This window comes from Paenibacillus agaridevorans (assembly GCF_018604145.1).
Classification (GTDB): Bacteria; Bacillota; Bacilli; order Paenibacillales; family Paenibacillaceae; genus Pristimantibacillus; species Pristimantibacillus agaridevorans.
Genome location: NZ_CP075889.1, coordinates 2,873,500 through 2,896,471 on the forward strand (window position 1 = coordinate 2,873,500; position 22,972 = coordinate 2,896,471).

Below are 22,972 nucleotides of genomic sequence, written 5' to 3' on the forward strand. Positions count from 1 at the left end.
CCGCAAGAACAACCCGCTTTCGTTCAAAGGATTCCGGAGCGCCCTTCGCCATAATACCCGCATCGGGCTTCCACCTTCCCCCGACTCGCTTAGCGGATTTCTTATGGTTACTTTCTCCATCAGCATCCCATATTCATATTCCATTATTTTATGCGTAATAGGGACGATTGTCAAATGTCAAACCAATTTGTCCAATTGATCCAGAAAGTTGCGTGACTTCAGCTGCAATCCCAACTGCGCGTCCATCAGTGCCCGCATGCACCGTTTGAGCTCTGCTTTCGTACTTTCCTTAACCGTAATCGCTCCTAATCGGCGCATATCCATGCCCTTAAACACTCGGAGCAGCTTATGTACCCCTTCGCCAAGCGGAATGCCATAAGGATCTCTCCCCTCGCAGCGGCTGCATAAAACGCCGCCCGAGCCCGGCGACAGCTTGAAGGGGCCCATTACGTTGCCGCAATGCAGACATTGTTCCAGCTGCGGGGCGTAACCCGCCAGATCGAGAATGCGCATCTCGTACAAATGCAATACAATCGCCGGATCCTTACCTTCCTGAAGAGCCGTGTAACACGCCAAAAGCTGCTCGAACAGGAAGGAGCTTGCTTCTTCCTCCTGCAAAGCGCGATCAGTCAGCTCTGCCGCATAAGAGGCATAAGCAGACAGATCGAGCTGCATGCGCAAACCATGGTGAGAAGCGATGATCTCACCATGATTAAGCGTGCCTAAGCCGGTGCTTCGAAAAAACTGAAATTCTCCGTACGTAAACGGCTGGGCAAGCGAGGAATGCCGGCTCTTGACCTTTTTCGCGCCGCGAATGAGCACTCCGGCTTTTCCGCCCGTCTTCGTCAAAAGAGTAACGATTTTGTTGTTTTCCCCATAATCCATACAGCGGATTACGATTCCTTCCACGCGATGCAACATGCCGGCTTCTCCCCCGCGAACCATAAGCCTATTGTTCAAAAAAACTTTTGAACAGTCACTATTCATACATAATACCGCTATGTCGCTTATTCTTGTACATCCATCCTTGCAGCTTCCTCGTCTTGCCGAGCAAGCGGTGTAGCTTCATCGGTCGTGCCGTATTGATTCACTTCCTTGTACAGCATGAAGGACTCGACGTCTCCGGTCAACGTAAAATACTTCCACGAAAAATCTCGCATTCGTATCCATCCTTTCCGCCTAGGAAATGTAGCTCCAGACGGTTATAGGATGCGATAATAGTCGCTTCGGTATCCTTAGCAAAAAACGTAAAAAACGGCATCCGGCGTTAGTCGTTGCGGAAGCCCAAATCCTTCAGGACCCGCTCCTGATTGCGCCAGTCCTTCTTGACTTTAACCCACAGCTCCAGATAGATCCGAGAGCCGAGCAGCGCTTCAATATCTCTTCGTGCCTGCTTGCCGACTTCCTTTAACAGCTCGCCGCGTTTGCCGATAATGATGCCTTTTTGCGAATCCCTCTCCACGAAAATAACGGCTCCTATATAAACAACGCCGTTCTCCTGCACGCGCATATCTTCGATCGTCACCGCAATGGAATGCGGAATTTCTTCGCGAGTCATATGCAAAATCTTCTCGCGGACGAGCTCGGCGCACACGAATTGCTCCGGATGATCCGTAATTTGATCTGCCGGGTAATATTGCGGCCCTTCCGGCAAATATTTTGTAATCTGCTCCAGAAGCGTATTAACGTTATTGCCTTGCAGAGCGGAGATGGGTACGATCTCGGCAAACTCGTGCAGCTCGTTGTATTGCGCGATCATCGGGAGCAGCGCTTCGGGTTCTATCTTATCGATCTTGTTCATGACGAGAAAGACAGGAGTCTTGAGCGACTTCAGCTTTTCGATAATGAAGCGGTCTCCTCCGCCGAGCCCTTCCGAGACATCGACGAGAAATAACGCGGCTTCGACTTCCTTAAGCGCGCCTTCCGCGGATTGGTTCATGTAATTGCCCATTTTGGATTGCGGCTTATGGATGCCCGGCGTATCCAGAAAGACGATCTGATAATCGTCTGAAGTAAATACGCCGTGTATTTTATTTCGCGTCGTCTGCGGCTTGTCCGACATAATCGCGATCTTTTGCCCGATTAAGTGGTTCATCAGCGTCGACTTGCCTACGTTCGGTCTGCCGATAATGGCCACAAATCCGGATTTAAATTTTTTTGCGCCGCGCGTTTTATCTTGTTCGCTCATGTTTGTTCATGCTCCTCCTTGTTTAACGACGCCGGCGTAAAGGCGCCCGGCAGCAATTCCGCTACCGTCGCAATACTCCAGGCTCCGCGCAGATTGCCCATAATGACCGGGGTATCAGGCGCGCATAATTCAACCATCACTTGTCTGCAGATACCGCATGGCGCAATGGGGCCATCCGTATCGCCAATAACCGCGATTGCCCGGAATTCGCCGGCAGACCTTCCATCTGCGATCGCGCGAAACAACGCTGTACGCTCGGCGCAATTAGTAGGTCCATATGCCGCATTTTCTACATTGCAACCGTAATGCGTTTGTCCCTCCGCGTCTAGCAGCGCGGCTCCAACTTGAAACCCCGAATAAGGCACATATGCACGCGCCATCGCTTCATAAGCTTGTTTCAGCATGGCCGAGTATTCCGGCTTAAGTCCGGTGTATTCCATCAGCATATGTCTGACAACCGCCTTCCAATCTCTGTATTAGGAGAAGAGCGCCAATAAAGGCGGACCCAGTACGAGCAGGCCAATCGTTATGGCAACAAGGGCCGCCGCCAGCACAGCGCCTGCCGCGACATCCTTGGCCGCTTTCGCCAGGGGATGCCGCTCGGGGCTGGCCAGATCGACGGCCTGCTCAATGGCTGTATTGATCAATTCGGCGCTTACGACCAATCCTATCGCGAAAACGATCAGACTCCAGCGAATCGCGTCCAGCGATAGGAACAGCCCCAGTCCAACTACGATAGCGGCTGCGACACAATGAATTTGCATATGCCGCTGCGTACGAATCGCAAGTCCGATCCCCGACAACGCGAGCCCTACGTTCCGGACGAACTTCGCCATCTATCTCGTTAAACCTGCTTGGCTTAACACCGCTTCTTGCTTCGCCGTCATCTCGGCTTCGGAGGTTTCGTCCTGATGGTCGTAACCGATCAAGTGCAGGAAGCCGTGCACGAACAGAAAACCGATCTCCCGCTCCAGCGAATGACCGTACTCTTCGCTTTGCAGCTGAGCTCGTTCTACCGATATGATAATATCGCCCAGCATGCCGGACAAAGGATCGCTCTCGGACTCATCCTCTACTTCGAAAATGATGTCAAGCTCGTCCGCGCCGTCTTCTTGCATTGCGAACGACAGTACATCCGTCGGACGGTCGATGCCTCTATAATCCCGGTTGAGGGCATGAATGCCTTCGTCATCCGTAAACGTCAGCGCGACCTCTCCCGTCGTCAAGCCTTCCGCCTCGCCTGCCAGCTGCAGCAGCTCCGTCAGCTTGACGATCCATGCATCTTGTATATCGTGTTTGTCTTGCTCGTTATTCCAATCCAGCTGCAAAGTCATCCTGCCGTATTCACTCCTTCGTCTTGACATCTTCCGGATATTCGATTCGGGAATGGAAGATGCCGATGATGCTCTCCTTCAACGATTGCGCGATCTTGTCCAGCTCCTTGAGCGTCAAGTCGCATTCGTTGTACTGATTGTCGTCGAGGCGGCTCTTGATGATTTTGGCGATCATGGCCTCGACATGTTCCACCGTTGGATTGCGCAAACTCCGCACTGCCGCTTCCACGCAATCGGCGATGCCGACGACAGCCGCTTCTTTGGATTGAGCCTTCGGTCCCGGATATCGGAAATCGTCTTCGGTAAACGTTGGCACGATGCCCTGCTCTTCCGCTTGCTTCGCCGCCTTGTGATAGAAAAACTTGAGCGACGTCGTGCCGTGATGCTGCTCCGCGATATCGCGGATCGGCTTCGGTATATTATGGCCCTTAAGCATCTCGACGCCATCTCGTGCATGCGCAACGATGATCGACTTGCTGAGTTTGGGATCGATCGTGTCATGCGGATTCTCCATATTGGACTGGTTTTCGATAAAATAGTTCGGCCGCTTCGTCTTCCCGATATCGTGATAATACGAGCCGACGCGGCACAACAAGCCGTCTGCGCCGATGGCTTCGGCGGCAGCTTCCGAAAGATTGCCTACCATGACGCTGTGGTGATAGGTGCCCGGCGTCTCCGTCAGCAGCTTGCGCAGCAACGGATGATTCGGGTTTGACAGCTCGACCAGCTTAAGAGCCGACAAAATGCCGAACGTAATTTCGAAAAACGGCATTAATCCAATAACAAGCACCGCCGTCAACAAGCCGCTGGCGAATGCGAAGGATACGGAGTAGATGAACGGCATCCGCTCGAGCTGCTCCGTCATCAACAATACGGCCATCACGGATAAAGCCCCGAATAAGCTGACCATAATGCCTGCCTTCAGAATCGCGGATCGTTGGCTGGCCCGATGTATAGAGAAGATGGCGGCAAGCGAGACCACGATCACGAAGAAGCCGTATTTGAAATCAAAAAGCGTATTCGATGCCGGATTCAGGATGATGCTTCCCATGATGGTGAAAATAAATGACGAAATAATCGCCAAATGCATATCCAGCAGCAAAGTAATCAGCATCGCTCCGAGAGCCGCGGGTGCCAAATAACCGGCATAGGGTACGGAATCCGTCTGAATCAGCGCGATGATCTGTATCGTGATGATGTTGATCAGGAAAATTAGCAGCAACATCAGCAGCTGCGTATTGCTGTACTTCGGCCGAAGCCCCCCGAAACCGCCGGATTGGTGCAAATACACGAACAGTACGATGACGGCCATCAGCGACAGAATGAGCAGTCCCGCTTGCGGCCAATACGACGTCTTGTCCTGCAAGAGATTGGAGTCCGACAACAGCTTGTACAGATCCGGGGTAATCGTCTGCCCCCGCTTTACGATGACGTCGCCTTCCTTAAAGACGACCGGCTGCGTATTCTGCTTGGCAAGCGCTTTGGCTTCGTCCGTTGCATCCGTGTCGAGAAAACGATTCGGCATAATGGCGAATCTCGCCAGCTCCTGCACGATCTCCCGTTCCGTCCGATTGGACAGCGTGCTCGCATTAACGAGCTCGGCGACCTGGGTGCGAGCCGTCTCCGCTTCTCGCAGCGGCTCTAGCGTCAGCTTGCGGACGATTTCTCTTGCCACCGACCGCATCTCGGATAGCTGCTCGGATTTAAGCTGAGGCATCTTGTAGAAAGTTTCTTCCGGTATTGTATACCGCTGATCTTTGGCGACATTTTCCATCTCTTGCACAAGAGAATCGCTGAACGTTCCTTTGCCCTTATTTGCGGTGATAAATGCATCAATATGGGCATCATATTTCCCGGGAATCTCGGATCGGTAGATCGCAACCTTGTTATCGGTCGTAACTTGATCATCAAGGTTAAGCTGCTCGATTCGGTAAAATAGTTGTTCGACGAGCGTCGCGTTGCTTAGCGGTACGATCGAATAGATGGGATCGATCTTCGCGGCCGCATCTTCTTCCGCCTGTCGAGTCGCCTTCTCGTCACGGATCTGAAAGGGCGCCTTGATTTCTTTTTCGCTGGCCACGCCTTCGGTAATATCATATGTCTCCGGAATGACATGCGGCGCCAGGCTGAAATAAAAGAGCAGCACGAACATCGCCATCAAGGTCCACTTGACAGCAGGACTCTGCCTCCAACCTTGCGTCGATCTAGCAGGCGGTTTGACGATCGGCTTAGCTGATTCACCCTGCCCCATGCACGCAACCCTTCCTTTCAAAGGAGGTTCAAAAATCCGCTTCCCATTACGCAGCATACCTATGCAGCCTTCTCGACGTCGAATCTTGAATTCAGCCGAACCTTCCGTTTCTCACGTAGCTCCGCTACGCTCCGATACTCAGATTCTAGCTTCATCCAACCTTCTACAGCGTTTTGAAAAAACGCATCATCGGAAGCATAAACCCATGTACTGAAAAGCGGATTTTTGAACTTCTATTTTAATTTCAAGATTTGTTCTCCGCGTCGTGGTTGTAGGCTACGATGATCTTCTGGACAAGGGAGTGCCTTACGACGTCCTGCTCCGCGAAGAAGATCATGCCGATCTCCTCGATGTCCTTCAAGATGCGCTGAGCCTCTACGAGACCCGACGACTTGCCGCGCGGAAGGTCGATCTGCGTAACGTCTCCCGTAATGACCATCTTCGAGCCGAAACCAAGTCTCGTCAGGAACATCTTCATCTGCTCCGGTGTCGTGTTCTGCGCTTCATCCAGAATAATAAAGGAATCGTCGAGCGTTCTTCCGCGCATATAGGCGAGCGGGGCAATCTCGATCAATCCGCGTTCCAGCGCTTTGGCCGTCTGCTCGGGGCCAAGCACGTCATGTAACGCGTCATACAGCGGTCTCAAGTAAGGATCGACCTTCTCTTGCAGATCGCCTGGCAGGAAACCCAGATTCTCGCCCGCCTCCACGGCTGGCCGAGTGAGCACGATCCGCTTTACGGCCCCCTCCTTCAACGCTACGACGGCCAGAACGACGGCCAAATAGGTTTTGCCTGTTCCCGCGGGTCCGATACCGAACACGATGTCGCGTTTCTTGATTGTCTTTACATAATGGCGTTGGCCAATTGTTTTGACCATGATCTTCTTCCCGCGGAACGTGGATGCAATTTCCTTCTTGAATAGATCGAGCAGCTCTTCGGCTTGCATATTGCGAGCCAAATCGAGCGCATACATGATATCTCTCTCCGTTGGCGCATAGCCGCCTCTGACGAGCTGCAGCAAAACGGTGTACAGCTGCTCCAACGAATCTACTTCCTTCGCCTGTCCCGTAATGACGATCTCCGCCTCACGCGAGCTTATGGAAGCTCCTGACTGTTCCATGACGAGCCGAAGAAATTTATCCTGCGGACCGAATACAGCTAGTCCCTCCGCGGCGTTGCCTAGATGTACTTTTGCTGATTTTTGATCATTTTGCAACAATTCTCAGTCTCCCTGCATATGGACTAATGGCATTTCTTCTACGATGGATTGTTCTACTTCAAAAAGAACTTTCATATAAACTTTACCATTGTCCGCCTTTTCATGCAAAACAATTTCGTCCCGGATGACCGCATCCGCTCCGGCTTTCAACAAGACCTCGGCCTTCGCTTGCATCTTACCTGCCTCGCGCGCTTCTTCTTCCGTCAATGTACGTTCCTGCATCTCGGACTCCAAAATCGTCTCTTTCATCCTTCCGAACGGCAGCGTCCAATCGCGCCAGGACACTCTCTCCTCATGCGTTACTGTTTCGGACTGGGCAAAGGGGTTGTCACCGAAGCCGCTGATCTGAAGCGCTCTGGAGCCGATCACGGCATGCCACTTCGTTTTTTTCTCACCCGTATACACCTTCACTTGCTGCGTCATGGGCGACAGAATTTCGTATTCGTACCAGACCAGTCCTCGCACGCTCCCCTTGGCCACGACCGTTTTGTTGTACGTCTCGTTGCCGATGATGCCGGAGATCAAGGTTTGTCCTTTTTTTACGCGCGTATTTTTTTTCACCAACGGCTTACCCGCTTCCGCCACGATCTGCGTCACAACCGCGTCTGTCGATGCAATCAGATGTCTGGGACTATTTAGCGCGGCTTGCTCGGGAAGCGACATCTCCACGACTCGGATGGTTACTTTCGTCCCCTTCTTCTCCACTCCGATCCATGTCGTACCCGGCAATGCCGTCACGAGCTTCTTGGAGATGACGTCCGCATCCTGCAGCCTGAACGACCATTGAAGCGTATACAGCCCTTCGGCCTTGGCCGCTTGTAAAATATCTTCCTTAGGCATTCTTTCATTGCCGACAACGTCGATCCTCCAAACCAAGGAAGAGAGCAGGAAAATCAGGAGAAAAAACAACGCGAGGCCGCCTGCGAACCAAATGCGTTTCTCCGCCTTTGCCATCCAGAACGGCAGGCCGTTCCGCTTCACGACGTGTACGCGACAGCCTGTCTGCTTTAAATACGGACGAAGCTTAAAAAAGTCTCCAACCGACACCTCAAACCTTAATTTTCCGTTGCTTGTCCATGATATGGCAGAGAGAGACAGTCCGCCCTCCAGCGCCCGATTGACAAGCTCCTCCGGCCGTCCCCCTCTTGCCTCAACGACGACGACTCCTTGCAGCCACGTTACGCCTTGACCTTTCATCGTAAATTACCTCCCGACGGATTCATGGAATCAACTGTATATTCGCAATGATGCCTTCAACGAATACTTCCTCGGTCCATATCGTGCGTATGACCAGCTCGCTCCCCGTTACCTCCAGCTGCCCCTTGCTAAGCGCAAGCCTTAGCTTGTCGCTCGAGAAATGAACGACGCCCCGATGATTCTCGATGTACAGCTGGCGGTCGCCGATCATTGTCAATCGCGGCAGATCATAGACGACATCCTGCGGCATATCGAGCAATTCGGCGGTGAGTTTGCGAAATTTTTTTTTCAGTTGTCGCATTGCCGTCTCGGCCTCCTCAGCGAACGAAGGTATCGCTATAATTCCGTACTATACCAAATTATGCGTTCGCGACTGGAAATATGAGGAGGGAAAATAAGCGGGACTCACAAGTCTTGGAGATGCATAATGTCCTGCATAACAAAAAAACACCCCTTTCGGGGTGTTTCGGGAGTCCGCATATCAACGCAGAAATTGTTGGACATATTGATTTACTAGTTTACCGTCAGCGCGTCCTTTTGTTTTAGGCATCAGGGCGCTCATCACTTTCCCCATTTCGGCTTTAGAAGAAGCACCGAGTTCTTGGATGGTCTGCCTTACTATCTCTTGAATCTCTTCTTCGGTCAGCTGCTCGGGAAGGTATTGACTAATAATTTCAATTTCTGCTGCAAGACCTGTTACCAGATCGTCGCGGCCGGCTTTTTTAAATTCTTGGAGGGAATCTTTACGTATTTTGATCTCGCGACTTAGAATATCAAGCACTTCGTTATCGTCAAGAGGACGTTTAAGGTCGATTTCCAAGTTCTTCACGGACGCGCGCATCATGCGAATCGTCGTGAGCTTGAACTTGTCCTGACTCCTCATGGCTTGCTTCATATCGTCGTTCAATCGTTCGCTCAGGTTCATTATGGAAGGATCCTCCTAAAACTTTCTCTTGCGAGCAGCCTCGGACTTTTTCTTGCGTTTAACGCTTGGCTTTTCGTAATGCTTGCGTTTTTTCACCTCAGCCAAAACACCGTCTTTAGCGATGGAGCGTTTAAAGCGGCGAAGCGCAGCATCGATGGTTTCGTTTTTGCGAACTTTAGTTTCAGACACCAGTTTTCCCTCCCTCCGAAACAGACCGTCCAGAGCTATAACACGGTTTATCAAACTTCATTATACGGCAAAGCAAATCCCAGTGTCAACTTTGTTAGACTGCCAATAAAGGGCCAAGCTTATTGCCGCCGAGCAGATGGATATGCAGGTGATAAACAACCTGTCCTCCGTCGCTGTTCACATTGTTGATCAGCCTGTATCCCGCTTCGTCGATCCCTTGCTCCTTCGCGATTTGACGGGCAACCGCAAACAGCTCTCCGACAAGCTCCAGATCCTCGGAACCGATATCGTTCATCGTGGGAATATGTTTCTTAGGAATGATCAGAATATGTACAGGCGCGGCCGGCTGAATATCCTGGAACGCAAGAACGCGATCGTTTTCGAACACTTTCTTGGACGGAATAGAGCCTTCGATAATCTTGCAGAAAATGCAATCCACTACAACACAACCTCCAATCCCTTCATGCTTTCTCTATAATACCGAAAATTTCCTGTCTAGTCCAATCCCCGATTCCTTTATACGCCAATCATGCGGAAAGCAAGATAGCGCGGCAAAAAGCCGCGCCATGCTGTTCGCATAGAATCGTAATTCCGTCATTGTTATAGAAAAAACGGCAACAGGGAAATCGCCAGAAGAGAACCCAGCGGGAACGCTCTGCGGTAAAATCTTCTTGGCGGATAAAACGGATAACCGAAACCTCCGCCATACCCGCCATAAGGCAGAAACGCTCGTTCCCAATCGCCGGGGCAATGCGGAACGGCCAAATATACATGCTCGTCGTCCACATGCTCCACAAACCCATCTACGCAGCAACCGTCGTTCGTTTGCACCATCACGTAACGATACATATGCGCTTGGCACATGCTTTTGGCGTCGACTTGGTCATACGCTTTATTTTCCATCGTTCATCAGCCTCCTGTTATCCATTCATCTTATGCAGATATAGGCGAATGGCTACTGGAGGCCTTAGCTTCTCATGCAATTACTTTAAAACGGCGTCTCTCAGCTTCGCCGCGATTGGCAGCCAGTCATGGCCGCCGGCAAGCCGGATGAGAACGTTTTTATTGTCCGAACCCGCGTAATGAAATTCCGTAAGCAGTTCTTCCATCTCCTCAAAAGATGTTTTCGAACCTTCCAGGGCCGCTCGCTCGGCATCCGCCAAGGGGCCGGAGCCCGCTCCGATCGCAGCCAGCTTTTCCTTGCGATCAGCCATAAAATCCGCATAAGCTCCCGCTGCCCCTTCGAAAGCCGAAACATCCAGCTTCTCGGCTGTTTCCAGCAGGCTGCCGAGATGCGCTTCTCCTCTTGCGATCGATTCGCTTAAGTAGGCTGCAGTCACTCGTCCGATACCGTTTTCTGCAGCCGGAGAAGCGACGGCCTCGCCGGCAAGACGGCTCCAATAAGCAAGATCGGACTTGCCCTTCTCCAGCTGCGTAAAAACGGTTCTTCCTTCATCCACAGTCTGGTCTCTGGTATATCCGATATTTTTGGTAGACAACAGTACGTTACCCATCACGCTCATTACCAGCAACAGCAAGGTAATGGGCAGCGCGAGCGAACGTTTGCCCGATTGCTCTTTCTCCGTCAAGCTTCTCCCTCCATCACAAAGCGTTATAATTGCGTTATCCGTTTTACAGGCCGGTTTGCCAAATGCGGCTACAATTTAATCGTTGAAGCGCCGTCAAAGAAATAGACGTAGGTCTCTGCAACGGGTTCTCCCAGCACGGACGCAATCGCCTCCGCATACAGCTCCAACTGGAATCTATGCCTCTCCGCCGCCGCTTCCCATCCACCGGAGTGGATTCGGTCCGTCTTGTAATCCACAAGAACGATGCCGGCATCGCCTCGAAACATGCAGTCGATAACCCCTTGAATCAGTACAGGTTCTTCCGTCAATTGCTCTATGGTTCCCCCCGCGTAGACACGGCTTGCCGGCAGCATCGCGCTAAAGGGTACTTCACGGCGCACCCAAGGCGAATTTCTCATTCGCTGACCGAGCTCGCCGGACAGGAAAGCCGCAACGGCGGAGATATCGATAGATGCAGCTTGCACCGACGTCAGCAGTCGTCGCTCCACCATATCCGTTAACGTAGCCGCAATCTCCGTTGCGCCAATTTCGGCGACCAGCGGCACATGCTGCATCAATAAGTGGCTGGCAGAACCTTTTTCCGCCGCGGTGAGCGACTTTTCTTCCATAAAGGCCGGTCTTCGCAGCCGCAGCGAAAAGGAAGCTCCACCAGACGCTTCAGCAGCCCCGCCGCTTGACTCAAACGCTTCGGAATGCCGATCGGCCATCCTTGAGCCGAAGTCAGCAGGAGCGGCCTCATCGTCTTGGGAGTCAGCATGTCCGCTTCCATCGCTTCCGCCGAGGTCGGCGGAATAGGCATCCGCTTCCTCGTGAAGTCGCTTCATCTCGGTGACGGACGTTTTGGCTGCCAGCTTGGATGCGACCTCATAGGGATACCGCCAATCCAGGCGAGACCGCAGCTCCCGGTCCTGTTCAATCTCCTCCAGTTGAGCAAGAGAAGCGATCGCCGCGTCTCTTAAAGAATTCCCTGCGTCCGTCATTTCGCCAACGCTCTCTTGTGCTGCTGCCGCTTCGATGCCGAGCCAAGCGGCTGGAACGACGGCTGCTTCCCATTGGGGCTTCGCTCCAATGGGATAAACGTTTCCTTGTTCCGGCAACGTTCCTTCTAAAGAGTCGTCAGCTTCCGCATGTTGTTCGGGCCGTCCTTGCTCCGAGCCGGACAATTGCGCGGCCGCCATAGGACCAAGCCAATCCAGAAACGAACGAGCCGTTGCGACCCGGAAATCCGACAAACGCCCTTCGGAGTCGGTCGAGCCCAGCCATCGCTGCAGCTTCTTGCCGGCATCCGCGGTTGTGCCGACAAGATACATTTTCTCCTTGGGACGGGTCAATGCGACGTACAGGATGCGCATCTCCTCCGCAAGCATCTCCATGCGAAGCTTTCGCCGGATCGCGAGATAAGGAAGCGAAGGGTAGCTGATGCGCAGCTCGGAATCCACGTACCTTGGCCCGAAACCAAGCTCCTTATGTTTAAGGAACGGACTTCGCAGATCCTGCTGGTTAAAGAGCTTGCCGAGCCCTGCCACGAACACGACCGGGAATTCCAGCCCCTTGCTCTTATGAATCGACATGATCCGCACGACATCCTCTTGCTCGCCAAGCGCCCTGGCCGTTCCGAGATCTCCGCCGCCATCGCGCATTCGCTCAATGAAACGAAGGAACCGGAACAGCCCCCGGAACGAAGTCGCCTCGTATTGTCTCGCCCTGTCATGCAGCGCCCTCAGATTCGCTTGACGCTGCGCTCCTCCCGGCAACCCGACCATAAAGTCATAGTAGCCCGTCTCCAGGTACATGCGCCACAGCAAGTCTGCCAACGCCCCTTGTCTGGCTTCCTGACGCCATGCATCCAGTTTTTCCAGAAATCCGGACAGCTTTAGCCTGGATTCCCCTGGCATGGCTTCGTCTCCGGCCGCTTGCAAAACGGCATCGTAATACGGTCCTGACGGCGACAAGATCCGAATGCGGGACAGCTCCTCCGCATTGAGGCCGAACAAAGGAGACCGCAACACGGCCGCAAGCGGAATATCCTGATACGGATTGTCCACGACCCTTAGCAGGGATAGCATGGTCTCGACCTCTGTAGCTTCGAAGTATCCCGTACTCAGTTCCGCATAAGCGGGTACGCCCATGCTCTGAAGCTCTTCGATGATGATCGGAGACCAAGCCTGCGTCGCGCGCAGCAAAATGACGACGTCCCTCCACTGCAGACTTCGATACTGCTTGCGCTTGCCGTCGTAGACCTGAAAGCCGCGATCCATCAGCTCTCGCAGCTGGCCGCCGATCCAGCGGGCCTCCAACTGAGCTACCTTCAGCTCAGCCGTATCATCTTGAGCTCGCGGTCCTTCGGCGCCATCCGCCCCTTCGTCATCTTCGGCGAGACTGCCGTAAGCTTCGCCCTCGTCGGAGTCGGCAGCCGCACGATCCAGCACCGCGAACTGCACGCGGCAGCTGCCAGGTTCCAGCGGCTCCGGGTAAGCCGCTCCGCATACAAGCTCCGCCCGGCGGTCGTAATCCATCTCCGCGACGGTTTCCCGCATCATCGCCCGAAAGACCGCGTTGACGCCGTCCACCACCTCGGCACGGCTGCGAAAGTTGCGTGCCAGGTCAATGCGCAGGCCGCCCGAGCCGTCCCCCTTTTCGCCGCTCGGGCCCTCCGAGTTTTGCTCACCTGCATTTCCTGTGTCATAGGACTTGTATTTGGTCAAAAACAAATTCGGTTCGGCGAGACGAAAGCGATAGATGCTTTGTTTGACATCGCCAACCATAAACAGATTGCCTCGCCCTTCCCGCGCGATCAACGTGACGATCGCTTCTTGCACCATGTTCGTATCCTGGTATTCGTCCAGCAAAATCTCGTCGAACTGTACGCGGTATTCCTCTGCGGCACTTGAAGGCACTAAATGTCCCGGCTCGGAGCTCTCGTCACGCAAAATGCGAAGGCAATAATGTTCGAGATCCCCGAAATCGAGCAGTCCTTTGCCCCGCTTCGCGGCTTCGTAGCGCTGTCCAAACGACACCGCCAGTTCGGAAAGCGCCCCCATAAGCGGCGCCAGCTCCCGCAGCTCCTCCACGAACTGCTCAGACGTACGGCCGAACAACTCTTCGGCGATGGAGCCGATCAGCTTCTTGACATCCTCCCGCAACGACTTCGCCTCTTCTTGCAGAGACTTGTCATAGCCGTCGCCGCGAAGCGCCTTGAGCTTGCCGAACGCCGCACTTCGGAACGCATCGCCCAGGCTGCTCCAGGAACCGCTCTCCGCCGCTTGCCGAATATGGCGAACGACGGACAGATCTTCATCGAAGGTCTCTGCATAAGGCGTTGGCCCCCCGGCAAGCAGCGTGATGCCCAGCGCTTCCTCCAATTGCGACTCCGCTCCGCTCAGCGCCAGCAGAACGTCCCGGTGCATGCTCTGCACCCAGGAAGAAGCCTCCAGCTCCCCGGCGTTGCCTATCTCGAAGGCCGCTGCCGTTTGACGGAGCCAGTAGGCTGGCCACGGATGGCTTTGGGCGAATTCATGAAGCTGGCCTACAAGCCGATAGAGCGGTTCGTCGCCCCGCTCGCCGCCGTAACGCTCCGCCAGCTCCAGAAATGCCGCTGCGCCCTCGCCTTCTCCGCTGTACATATATTCGAACAGCTCATCCATGACGTCGAGCTTAAGCAGCTCGCTCTCCGTCTCGTTCGCGATGCGGAAGCCCGGATCGAGACCGATGAGCGGGTAGTGTCTGCGAATGACGTCCATGCAGAAGGAATGCAGCGTCGTAATGGACGCTCTTCCCATCAGCGCCAGCTGCCGCCTTAAGTGATCGGAGTCCGGCTGGGCTTCCAGCTCTTTCTCGAGCGCCAGCGTAATCCGCTCTTTCATCTCCGCCGCTGCCGCTTTCGTAAAGGTGGCGACTAGCAGCTTGTCCACGTCTGTATCGGACGATATTTTGCGAATAATGCGTTCGACGAGCACCGCTGTTTTGCCGGAGCCGGCCGCGGCCGCTACCAGCACGTTTCGTCCTCCCGTCACGACAGCCTTCCATTGATCGTCGGTCCAGGTGCTGTTCTCCGGCTTGGGCGGAAGCGTCGCGACAACCTTATTAAACTCGTTACTCATAGAGCTACACCTCCTCCAGCAAACGCCAGACATCTTCCTTGGACGTCTTCGTCAGCTTGCGATATTCGTTCCCCTCGACAAGCGGGTCGAACTGGCATACCGGCTTGTAATCGCAAAATTGGCACGGCGTCTTGTCTCCGAGCCGATAGGGCTCTATGGAAACATTTCCTTGCTGGATGGAATGGCCGATCCCCGTAATCGTCCGTCTTACCGAACGGCGCAATGTCGACCATTGTTCATTCGTCACGACAGAGGAGCTGCTGTAAAAGCTGCCGTCCTTTTTGAGCGCGACTGGCAGCACCTCCGAATAACCTTGCTCCAGGTCGCCATCCATCAGACGCACCACCTCCGCATCGGCCGTCAGCAGTCCCTTCATCTTGTAGCGCTTCAGCAGCATGCCGTCCGCTTCTTCTTCCGAAGTCCGGTTGGAGAGCGCCATTACGGGATTGTGAACATGGAAGTAGAGCACGCCGGCCGGAGAAGCCGGCTGACCCAGCCATTCGTTCGCATGTGTGACGAGCACATCGAGATACGTCAGCATTTGGAGCGACAGGCCGTATACGACCTCTTCCAGCCTAAGCGAGGTTGAGCTGGACTTATAGTCCATGACGCGCAGCAGCAAGCCGTCCTCCGTCTCCGCAGCATCGACGCGGTCGATCCGGCCGATCACCTCCATCTGCGCTCCGCTTGGAAGCTGCAGCACCATAGGCGGCAGCTTGCCGCCCGGGCCGAAGTCGATCTCCAATCCGACAGGTTGGAAATCCGCTCTCCGGGCGTGCTCGCCAAGCATGACCGCGGCTTGGGCGACGATGGCTTTGAGCTTGCGGGCAACAAAGCCGAACCGGCCGCTGCTGAGCAGAATTTGCGATTGAAGCTTGGGCGCAAGCTCATCCACGGTACGCGCCGCGGCTTCCTTGATTTCCGCCCGAGGCGTGCTGCCCCAGCCTCCGCCAAGCTTGCCGGCCAGCGCGCTGAGAGCGGCATGGAACAACTGGCCGATATCCGGCGCAGCCAGGCGGTAGAGCTTCCGCTCCCGCAGCTTGAGGCCGTGTATGGCAAAGTGCTGGAACGGACAGGAGACGAATCGTTCCATCCGCGAGACGCTGACTTGCATTCGAGAGCCGTATAGTTCCCGCGCGAGCACCTCCGGGAGCTCTTTCTCCATATTGCGGAAGTCCAAGGAAGAAAGAAGCATGCCAAGCCTGTCCTGCCATTCGGGACGGGCGGCGTACCAGTTGTACGCATCCCACCAGAAAGATGCCAATTCCTCGCCGCTTACCCTCGATTGACGCAATGCGCCGATCAAATGGGATAAAGTTCTGCGCGGATGTACGAGAAATTCCTTTTGATGAACCTCCGGCATCGCGAGATTAGGTTCTGCGGCGATTTCCTTTACGGCCAGTCCCGGGAACATGCCTTGCACCTGACGAATCAGCTCCGAGGGAAGCAGACTTTTGCCTTCCTCGTCCGCCATCGTCCAGCTGATCCAGAGATGACGGCTAGGCGTCGTCAAAGCGTTATATACCATAAACCGCTCGTCAAGAAGACGACGCTTCGCGCTAGGAGCCATGGAGAGTCCTGCTTCTGCCAACAGCTCCCGCTCTGCTTCCGACAACAGTCCGTCCTCCTTGCCGCGCATGGGAATGACCCCGTCATTGGCGCCTAACACGTAACTGACGGCGATTCCGCGCGAGCGGGTACGATCCATGCTTCCCACCAGCACCTGATCCAGCGCAGGTGGGACCGCGGCGAGCGTCAGGCTGTCGAGCCCCGACTCCACCATGCCCGCAAACAGCTCCGGCGGCATCTTCTCGTCGCCAGCAAGCTCGACAAGCTGATCCAGCAGCGCCAGGACGCCGTCCCAGAGCTGGCGATGCGATCTTGCCCGCAGGGGCAACCCCGCTGCCATCTCTTCCCCGCTCCAGATCTCCAGCCGATCTGCCGCATCCGTATCCGCGAGCAATTGGTACATGGCCTCCGCCATATTGCGAACGGTACCGGCGGAGCGCAGCTTCTCGCCGAAGCGGCGAAGCGGCGGCACTATGACCTCGCGCGCCGCCATAACGAGTTCGAATTCCCGCTGGGCGCTGGCGCTCACTGTCGCCATGGCCTCGTCCTCTTCCAGCGATACCGGCGCTTGCGGTCTCCAACTGCCGTTGTCGAGCCACTTCCAGCCGTCGATGCCGGCAGCGAGCACGAAATTTTCAAGACGGTCGAACCATTCGCGTGGCATGCTTCGATCTACAGGGAACAACATCTCCGTCTTGATGCAGCGGAATACGGCGTCGTAACGCCAACCGAACAGGACCGACTCCAGCGAAGAGCGGATAAATTCCACGAGCGGATGATGCAGCGCCTTCTCCTTCCGGTCGACGAAGTACGGAATATCGTAATCGGAGAACACCAGAGAGACGTAATCGGCGTAGTCCTCCGCATTGCGAACCATAATCGCCATATCCCGCCAGCGAAGCCCTTCTTCCCTTGTCCTGCGCAGCATATCTCGGGCTACAGCCTCGACCTCGGCACGTCTGCCTGCCGCAGCTTGAAGCGACAAGCCTCGTTCGCCGGCCGGAAGCGTCATCGGGTTTCTTTTACCGCCATAATTCCGTTCCAGATGCCCCAGCATCGGATTATCCCTGAACCTGGCCGATGTGACGCTGCCATTATTCAAGTTGATGGGAGGCAGCACATCAATGGCTCTCTCTTCGGCAAGACCGAGCAGCGTGGCGTACGTCTCGGCGGTCGGATGAAACAAATCCAGCTCGTGCGGCGCTTCGCCGAGTTCATAAGGCCTGTCCAGCGTAAGAGCGACAGTAATATGAGCCGAGGAGCCCATCAGCGCGGCCAACGCCTGATACTCCATAGGCGTGAAGCCGTAGAATCCGTCGATCCATATCCGGGCGCCGTTCATGGAGGAAGCTCCCGGCCACCCTTCTTCCAGTTGACGCAAATAATCCTCGGCATCCATATAGCGGCCTGCAAGCTCCGTCTCCATCCGATCGTAGATCAATCCGACATCATGCAGCTTCCGGTCCAGCATCGCGGAGCGAACGATATCCCCCGAAGCTGCCGCTTCTTCTACTTCCGAGGCAGATATGCCGTATCGCTTCCATTCCGTCAATAGCTCAGCCAGCCGATCGATGAAGCCCGGTTGTCCGGCGCCGCTGCCGAACAACTTTAGCTTTTCGGCTTCGCGGTGCACGATTTTGTAGAGCAGCATATGTTTGCCCGTATCCCCAATAGGGACAAGCGCCGTACCGCCCGTCTCTTGCATGACGCGGAACGCCAGGCGTCTAAAGCTGAGCGCCTGTGCGCGCATCGTGCCTCGAAGCCCGCTGCCTCTCAGCATGGCATATTCCGTCTGGAATGTAGCCTGCTCGGGAACAAGCATAATAAGCGGCGGTCCGTCAGGATTCTCGCGGAGACCATTCCGAATCTGCTCCATACAATATCCCGTCTTCCCCGAGCCGGAACGGCCGATTACGAATTGCAAAGGCATAATGGCTTCCTCCCCTCTCCCGGAAGCGGCGCGTTATTTGCTCCGCACCTCGAATATGGCGAATTTCAAGTAATGGCCTTCTTTGACGCCGAGTATCTGCGGATGATCCTTGCCCGCCGCCCGCCATTCGATCAGCCTGAGCGCTTTTCCGGCATCGACGGCCGCCTCGGCAATCGTCTCCAGGAACAAGTCCGGCGCCATATGGTAAGAGCAGCTTGCCGTAACAAGATAGCCGCCTTCATTTACAAGCTTTAATCCTTGCAGATTGATATCCTTGTAGCCTCTGCAAGCCCCTGCCACAGCGCCCTTCGTCTTGGCGAAAGCCGGCGGATCAAGAATAACGACATCCCAGGTTCGCCCCGCATCGGTCAGCTTCTTCGACGTATCCGCACCGCCTGCCGCTCGCAGCTTACGTTCATCCAGCCCCTTCGCCTGCGACCGCAAATAATCGAAGGCATCCGCGACAACGAATTCGACGCGATCCGAGAAGCCGTTGCGCTCCACGTTCCGTCTCGCCGTCTCGATCGCATGTTCGGATACGTCCAGACATGTCACCTTCTTGGCGCCGTACTTGCAGGCATGCAGGGTAAAGCTCCCCGTATGGGCAAAACATTCCAACACCGTGGCGCCGTCCCAATAAGGGAAGGTCACGACCTTCCCTTTGGCATTCAGCGGCACAAGATCGCCGGAACCGCCTTCGGGATCGGGACCCAACGCAATCCCGGAACGGCCGCCCCAGCCGGTCATGAGCGGCGCAGTGGCAGCGCGATTGTCGCGTTGATCGAAGAAGTAGCCCGTTTTCTGCCCTTCCACGATATCCACTTCCATCTTCAAGCCGTTTTCTTCGATCTCGACGATTCTCGGGCATAGACCGTATAGCTCTCCCTTGCGCTCCTCCAGTCCTTCCAGTGCTCTTACGCCAACATCGCTTCGCTCGTAGATACCCGCAGGCTGGAACACCTGGACCAGCGCTTTTACGATGCTGTCGCGTCTGGCGTCCATGCCCAGCGTCAACAGCTGAACGACGAGAACGCCGCCGAATCTGTCGACGACGAGTCCAGGCAAGAAGTCCGCTTCCCCGTACACGAGCCTGCAGTCGGAGTCGTTTACAAATCTCGCACGATGCGCTGCACATTCACGGAAGCGCATGACAAAAAAACTCTCGTCCATCTCGATGTCAGGCTTGTAGGAGACGATGCGCACCGTAATTTGAGACTTGGGATTCCAATATCCCGTGCCCAAATATTTTCCTTGCGCCGTCGTTACATTTACGAGTTCGCCTCCCGCGGCTTCACCCTCCATACGGTCGATTTCGCTTGCGAAAACCCAGGGATGTCCTTGTTCCGTTCTTTTCTTGCGCGCCTTTTGCAAAATGATCGTCGCCCTGCTCACGTCTCAACTTCCTCTCTCGCACTCTTATTCTATTGACTTAGCTTGTCATGCTTGTCTTCTCCCTCGCATACATATAGCTACGAATAGCTACGTGCTGAAAACCGATCTTTAAGATAAGGAGAAACCCATGATCCAGAACCTTCTATTGCCGGTATTCATCGGATTCAGTGTCTTTCTAAGCGGCATGAAGCTGATGGAGCTTGCCCTCCACCGAATGGCAGGACCCCACTTGACCGCCATGCTGCAGAGATCAACGGCCACTCCGCTTCGCGGAATGGCCGTCGGCGCGGCAACGACCGCCGTACTCCAGAGCAGTACCGCCGTAACCGTCATTTCGATTGGGTTCGTTAATGCCGGCCTGCTGTCGTTCCCTCGCACGCTAGGCATCATACTGGGCACCAACATCGGCACATGCCTGACTACCGAGCTCATAGGTCTAAATATTGGCCAAGCGGCGATTCCAATGCTCGTCTCATCCATTGTGGCATGGCTGCTCACCGCCCTGCTGGGCGAGATTAAGATATGGCCTGGACTGGATCGTCTTCGCTGGCTTATGCCGCTCCGCTCCGCTTCCGTCGCCGTATGCGGCTTCGGTCTCGTGCTTGCCGGCCTAAACATGATGCAGTCTATCGGCCCCTACCTGCAGGAGAGCGGCATGTTCGACTGGTTCCTTGGACATGCCAGCGACTCGTTATGGTGGGGTATGGCTGCCGGCGCCGCCATTACCGCCGCCGTTCATAGCGGCGCGGCGGTCATCGGCATGGTCATGGGATTTGTCGCGATGAACGGCATGCCGGCCGAGATCGGGGTTGCCATTGTCGTCGGCGCCAACGTAGGCACTTGCGTAACCGCGCTCTTAGCCTCGCTCGGCGGTTCGCGAGGAGGCAAGTTCGTTGCGCTCTCCCATATCGTCTTGAATGTGGGCGGGGCTCTTCTCTTTCAGCCGTTTATCGGCGAATTGACGGCTGTGTCCGGCGCGATTGCGCATTCGCCATCCTCCCAGATCGCGCATGCGCAGACCATCTTCAACATCGTTTGCTCGCTGATCGCCCTTCCTCTCTGCTACGCCAAGTTCTGGCGGAGGCTGGACAATCGCGAGTCGAGTTGATAAGTTTGGCTAATTCACGTTAAGTCCAAGCAATTGCAAAGCTCCGGCGACGATACGATGATTGTTGTCGTAGCCGGACTGCTTCTGCTTCCGCCATGCCTCCCGGGGCTCAAACCAGTCAACGCCGCGGATCTCCTCGACCTGCGCTTGATGAGTGCCGCCGATCGCCCTCACAAGATAATAGTGAACTTCCTTATTGACCGTGCCATGTTTGGCATGCTCATACTGGTATTTGATCTGGGCGATGGGCGCCACGATCTCTCCGCTCAGTCCCGTCTCCTCGCGAATTTCCCTTAGCGCCGTCTGCTCGACCGTCTCTCCAGGCTCCATCTTCCCCTTTGGCAGGGAAACCTTACCGTAGCGGTCCTGAATAAGCTGAACTTGAAGCTGTCCGGATTCGTTATGGCGGAATACGACCCCGCCGGCAGAGATTTCCAACATGATCCTTCCCCCTTGCACCCTTTACCCATTATTATATGCAGCAAAGGATTCCTTCATCTTCTCCGCCTTCTGACGCGAGATAGAATCGGAATCCTGATTTAGGCTTGTCAAAACGAAGCCGCCCTTGCAAACACTTAGGCTCTCAGCGCTTCCGGACGATCATAACGGAATTCGTGATCCTCGTCCTCGGCGGAAGCTTCAACGGCATCTCCCCGACGCGGCTCCAGGACCCTGACGAGCTGTCCACGGCATTCGTTGACGCCGGCTTCCGTTATTTTTACGCGGCATAGCTGACCGATCAGCTCTTCCGATCCTTCGAATACGACCTGGATATAATTATCCGTGTATCCCATTACAGAACCCGTTCCCGGGGCTCCCTTGTAATCTCGCTCCGGAATAACGTCCAACACGGCTCCGACATGCTGCTCTGCATACTTCAGCTGCATTTTCTCGGATAAATCGATCAGCTTGTGAACACGTTCGTTTTTCAGCTCTTCGTCGACCTGATCCTCCATGCGCGCTGCAGGCGTACCCGTACGTTTGGAATAAGGGAATACGTGCATTTCGGCGAAACCCATCTCCTCCATGAAGCGGTATCCGCTCTCGAACATCTCATCCGTCTCGCCCGGGAAACCAACGATCACATCCGTCGTAATGGCCACGCCAGGCATAGCTTCGTGCAGCCGCTTGATTTTCGCGGCGAATTGCTCCGTCGTATATTTGCGGCGCATCCGTTTAAGCACGGAATCCTCGCCCGCTTGCAACGGGATGTGAAGATGGCGGCACATTTTGCTGGAACGGTTCAGGACATCGATCATGGCGTCGTCAATCTGGCTTGCCTCGATGGAGCTGATGCGAATCCGCTCCAGACCTTCCACTTTATCGAGATCCCACAGCAAGCTTGTCAGATTGTAATTTTCCATATCGTCGCCGTAGCCGCCGGTATGGATGCCCGTCAAGACGATCTCCTTGTACCCGGAGGCGACGAGCGCTTTCGCTTGCTCGATGACGCTTTCCGACTCGCGGCTGCGGGACAGCCCCCGCGACCATGGGATGATGCAAAACGTGCAGAAGTTGTTGCAGCCCTCTTGAATCTTGAGGAAGGCACGCGTGCGCTCCGTGAAGTCAGGTACGTCCAGCTCCTCGAAGGAACGGGTTTTCATAATGTTGCGAACAGCGTTGACCGGCTTGCGATCGGCTTGAATCTGACCTACGAACGACATGATTTTTTCGCGATCCTGCGTGCCGATAACAAGGTCGACGCCTTCGATCGCCATAATTTCCGCGGGGGAAGTCTGCGCATAGCAGCCCGTAACAGCGATAATGGCGTCGGGATTGCGTCGTACGGCGCGGCGAATAATTTGGCGGCTTTTTTTGTCCCCCGTATTCGTTACCGTACAAGTGTTGACGAGATAGACGTCAGCCGTCGATTCGAAATCGACCTGCTCGTATCCCTCGTTTTTAAATAACTGCCAGATCGCTTCCGTATCGTAGAAGTTCACTTTGCAGCCCAGTGTATAAAAGGCGACCGTTGGCATGG

At 54.9% G+C, this 22,972-nt stretch carries 21 protein-coding genes; 1 reads left to right on the top strand and 20 read right to left on the bottom strand.

What is annotated here, in order from left to right; genetic code table 11:
- Positions 1 to 177: 177 nt before the first annotated feature.
- The 18 genes from recO to KJW29_RS12260 all read right to left on the bottom strand — a co-directional run bounded on the left by recO (position 178) and on the right by KJW29_RS12260 (position 19,883).
- Entirely contained in the window at positions 178 to 921 is a 744-nt protein-coding gene (gene recO, locus KJW29_RS12175; protein ID WP_214629955.1) for a DNA repair protein RecO, read from the bottom strand.
- Positions 922 to 1,007: 86 nt separating this feature from the next.
- Positions 1,008 to 1,160 (bottom strand): YqzL family protein, encoded by a 153-nt coding sequence (locus KJW29_RS12180; protein WP_214629956.1) that lies wholly within the window; start codon positions 1,158 to 1,160, stop codon positions 1,008 to 1,010.
- Between the two features lie 107 nt (positions 1,161 to 1,267).
- The gene (gene era / locus KJW29_RS12185) at positions 1,268 to 2,188 is read right to left on the bottom strand and encodes a GTPase Era (RefSeq protein ID WP_087567144.1); all 921 of its coding nucleotides are present in this window, start codon (positions 2,186 to 2,188) and stop codon (positions 1,268 to 1,270) included.
- A complete protein-coding gene (gene cdd / locus KJW29_RS12190; RefSeq protein ID WP_214631109.1) occupies positions 2,185 to 2,628 on the bottom strand; it encodes a cytidine deaminase in 444 nt (147 codons plus the stop codon). The genes era and cdd overlap by 4 nt, the downstream gene beginning before the upstream one ends.
- Before the next feature lie 36 nt (positions 2,629 to 2,664).
- Entirely contained in the window at positions 2,665 to 3,024 is a 360-nt protein-coding gene (locus tag KJW29_RS12195) for a diacylglycerol kinase family protein (RefSeq protein WP_214629957.1), read from the bottom strand.
- On the bottom strand, positions 3,025 to 3,522 hold the full coding sequence (gene ybeY / locus KJW29_RS12200) for an rRNA maturation RNase YbeY (RefSeq protein WP_214629958.1): 498 nt from the start codon (positions 3,520 to 3,522) through the stop codon (positions 3,025 to 3,027).
- 10 nt (positions 3,523 to 3,532) lie between these two features.
- Positions 3,533 to 5,773, bottom strand: a complete 2,241-nt coding sequence (locus tag KJW29_RS12205; protein ID WP_087567147.1) for an HD family phosphohydrolase — start codon at positions 5,771 to 5,773, stop codon at positions 3,533 to 3,535.
- Positions 5,774 to 6,017: 244 nt separating this feature from the next.
- A complete protein-coding gene (locus KJW29_RS12210; RefSeq protein WP_187105494.1) occupies positions 6,018 to 6,989 on the bottom strand; it encodes a PhoH family protein in 972 nt (323 codons plus the stop codon).
- A gap of 6 nt (positions 6,990 to 6,995) precedes the next feature.
- On the bottom strand, positions 6,996 to 8,189 hold the full coding sequence (yqfD, locus tag KJW29_RS12215) for a sporulation protein YqfD (RefSeq protein WP_214629959.1): 1,194 nt from the start codon (positions 8,187 to 8,189) through the stop codon (positions 6,996 to 6,998).
- A gap of 22 nt (positions 8,190 to 8,211) precedes the next feature.
- A complete protein-coding gene (yqfC, locus tag KJW29_RS12220; RefSeq protein WP_087567149.1) occupies positions 8,212 to 8,490 on the bottom strand; it encodes a sporulation protein YqfC in 279 nt (92 codons plus the stop codon).
- A 180-nt stretch (positions 8,491 to 8,670) separates the two neighbouring features.
- A complete protein-coding gene (locus KJW29_RS12225; RefSeq protein ID WP_087567150.1) occupies positions 8,671 to 9,114 on the bottom strand; it encodes a GatB/YqeY domain-containing protein in 444 nt (147 codons plus the stop codon).
- Positions 9,115 to 9,129: 15 nt separating this feature from the next.
- Positions 9,130 to 9,303, bottom strand: coding sequence for a 30S ribosomal protein S21 (gene rpsU, locus KJW29_RS12230; RefSeq protein ID WP_005547957.1), 174 nt, complete (start codon positions 9,301 to 9,303; stop codon positions 9,130 to 9,132).
- A 94-nt stretch (positions 9,304 to 9,397) separates the two neighbouring features.
- On the bottom strand, positions 9,398 to 9,742 hold the full coding sequence (locus KJW29_RS12235; RefSeq protein ID WP_087567151.1) for a histidine triad nucleotide-binding protein: 345 nt from the start codon (positions 9,740 to 9,742) through the stop codon (positions 9,398 to 9,400).
- Between the two features lie 161 nt (positions 9,743 to 9,903).
- Entirely contained in the window at positions 9,904 to 10,206 is a 303-nt protein-coding gene (locus KJW29_RS12240; RefSeq protein WP_214629960.1) for a hypothetical protein, read from the bottom strand.
- An 80-nt stretch (positions 10,207 to 10,286) separates the two neighbouring features.
- Positions 10,287 to 10,892, bottom strand: a complete 606-nt coding sequence (locus KJW29_RS12245) for a hypothetical protein (RefSeq protein ID WP_214629961.1) — start codon at positions 10,890 to 10,892, stop codon at positions 10,287 to 10,289.
- Positions 10,893 to 10,960: 68 nt separating this feature from the next.
- Positions 10,961 to 14,992, bottom strand: coding sequence for a helicase-exonuclease AddAB subunit AddA (addA, locus tag KJW29_RS12250; RefSeq protein WP_214629962.1), 4,032 nt, complete (start codon positions 14,990 to 14,992; stop codon positions 10,961 to 10,963).
- Between the two features lie 4 nt (positions 14,993 to 14,996).
- Positions 14,997 to 18,491, bottom strand: coding sequence for a helicase-exonuclease AddAB subunit AddB (gene addB, locus KJW29_RS12255; RefSeq protein WP_214629963.1), 3,495 nt, complete (start codon positions 18,489 to 18,491; stop codon positions 14,997 to 14,999).
- 33 nt (positions 18,492 to 18,524) lie between these two features.
- The gene (locus tag KJW29_RS12260) at positions 18,525 to 19,883 is read right to left on the bottom strand and encodes a class I SAM-dependent rRNA methyltransferase (protein ID WP_214629964.1); all 1,359 of its coding nucleotides are present in this window, start codon (positions 19,881 to 19,883) and stop codon (positions 18,525 to 18,527) included.
- A gap of 127 nt (positions 19,884 to 20,010) precedes the next feature.
- Here KJW29_RS12260 and KJW29_RS12265 point away from each other — a divergent pair, with 127 nt between their 5' ends.
- A complete protein-coding gene (locus tag KJW29_RS12265; protein WP_214629965.1) occupies positions 20,011 to 20,991 on the top strand; it encodes a Na/Pi cotransporter family protein in 981 nt (326 codons plus the stop codon).
- A 9-nt stretch (positions 20,992 to 21,000) separates the two neighbouring features.
- Here the strand turns inward: KJW29_RS12265 and KJW29_RS12270 are convergent, their stop codons facing one another.
- Together KJW29_RS12270 and mtaB are read right to left on the bottom strand one after the other, a co-directional pair.
- Positions 21,001 to 21,432: an NUDIX hydrolase gene (locus tag KJW29_RS12270; protein WP_087567157.1), complete on the bottom strand. Its 432-nt coding sequence runs from the start codon at positions 21,430 to 21,432 to the stop codon at positions 21,001 to 21,003.
- Between the two features lie 134 nt (positions 21,433 to 21,566).
- Positions 21,567 to 22,970, bottom strand: coding sequence for a tRNA (N(6)-L-threonylcarbamoyladenosine(37)-C(2))-methylthiotransferase MtaB (mtaB, locus tag KJW29_RS12275; protein WP_214629966.1), 1,404 nt, complete (start codon positions 22,968 to 22,970; stop codon positions 21,567 to 21,569).
- Positions 22,971 to 22,972: the final 2 nt, after the last annotated feature.

Excerpts from the sequence above, each read along its gene's own strand:
- KJW29_RS12270 (WP_087567157.1), bottom strand. The coding sequence starts at position 21,432 with ATGTTGGAAATCTCTGCCGGCGGGGTCGTATTCCGCCATAACGAATCC.
- addB (WP_214629963.1), bottom strand. The coding sequence starts at position 18,491 with ATGCCTTTGCAATTCGTAATCGGCCGTTCCGGCTCGGGGAAGACGGGA.
- yqfC (WP_087567149.1), bottom strand. The coding sequence starts at position 8,490 with ATGCGACAACTGAAAAAAAAATTTCGCAAACTCACCGCCGAATTGCTC.
- yqfD (WP_214629959.1), bottom strand. The coding sequence starts at position 8,189 with ATGAAAGGTCAAGGCGTAACGTGGCTGCAAGGAGTCGTCGTCGTTGAG.
- addA (WP_214629962.1), bottom strand. The coding sequence starts at position 14,992 with ATGAGTAACGAGTTTAATAAGGTTGTCGCGACGCTTCCGCCCAAGCCG.
- cdd (WP_214631109.1), bottom strand. The coding sequence starts at position 2,628 with ATGGAATACACCGGACTTAAGCCGGAATACTCGGCCATGCTGAAACAA.
- mtaB (WP_214629966.1), bottom strand. The coding sequence starts at position 22,970 with ATGCCAACGGTCGCCTTTTATACACTGGGCTGCAAAGTGAACTTCTAC.
- KJW29_RS12180 (WP_214629956.1), bottom strand. The coding sequence starts at position 1,160 with ATGCGAGATTTTTCGTGGAAGTATTTTACGTTGACCGGAGACGTCGAG.
- KJW29_RS12205 (WP_087567147.1), bottom strand. The coding sequence starts at position 5,773 with ATGGGGCAGGGTGAATCAGCTAAGCCGATCGTCAAACCGCCTGCTAGA.
- era (WP_087567144.1), bottom strand. The coding sequence starts at position 2,188 with ATGAGCGAACAAGATAAAACGCGCGGCGCAAAAAAATTTAAATCCGGA.
- KJW29_RS12195 (WP_214629957.1), bottom strand. The coding sequence starts at position 3,024 with ATGGCGAAGTTCGTCCGGAACGTAGGGCTCGCGTTGTCGGGGATCGGA.
- KJW29_RS12265 (WP_214629965.1), top strand. The coding sequence starts at position 20,011 with ATGATCCAGAACCTTCTATTGCCGGTATTCATCGGATTCAGTGTCTTT.
- KJW29_RS12225 (WP_087567150.1), bottom strand. The coding sequence starts at position 9,114 with ATGAACCTGAGCGAACGATTGAACGACGATATGAAGCAAGCCATGAGG.
- KJW29_RS12240 (WP_214629960.1), bottom strand. The coding sequence starts at position 10,206 with ATGGAAAATAAAGCGTATGACCAAGTCGACGCCAAAAGCATGTGCCAA.
- recO (WP_214629955.1), bottom strand. The coding sequence starts at position 921 with ATGTTGCATCGCGTGGAAGGAATCGTAATCCGCTGTATGGATTATGGG.
- ybeY (WP_214629958.1), bottom strand. The coding sequence starts at position 3,522 with ATGACTTTGCAGCTGGATTGGAATAACGAGCAAGACAAACACGATATA.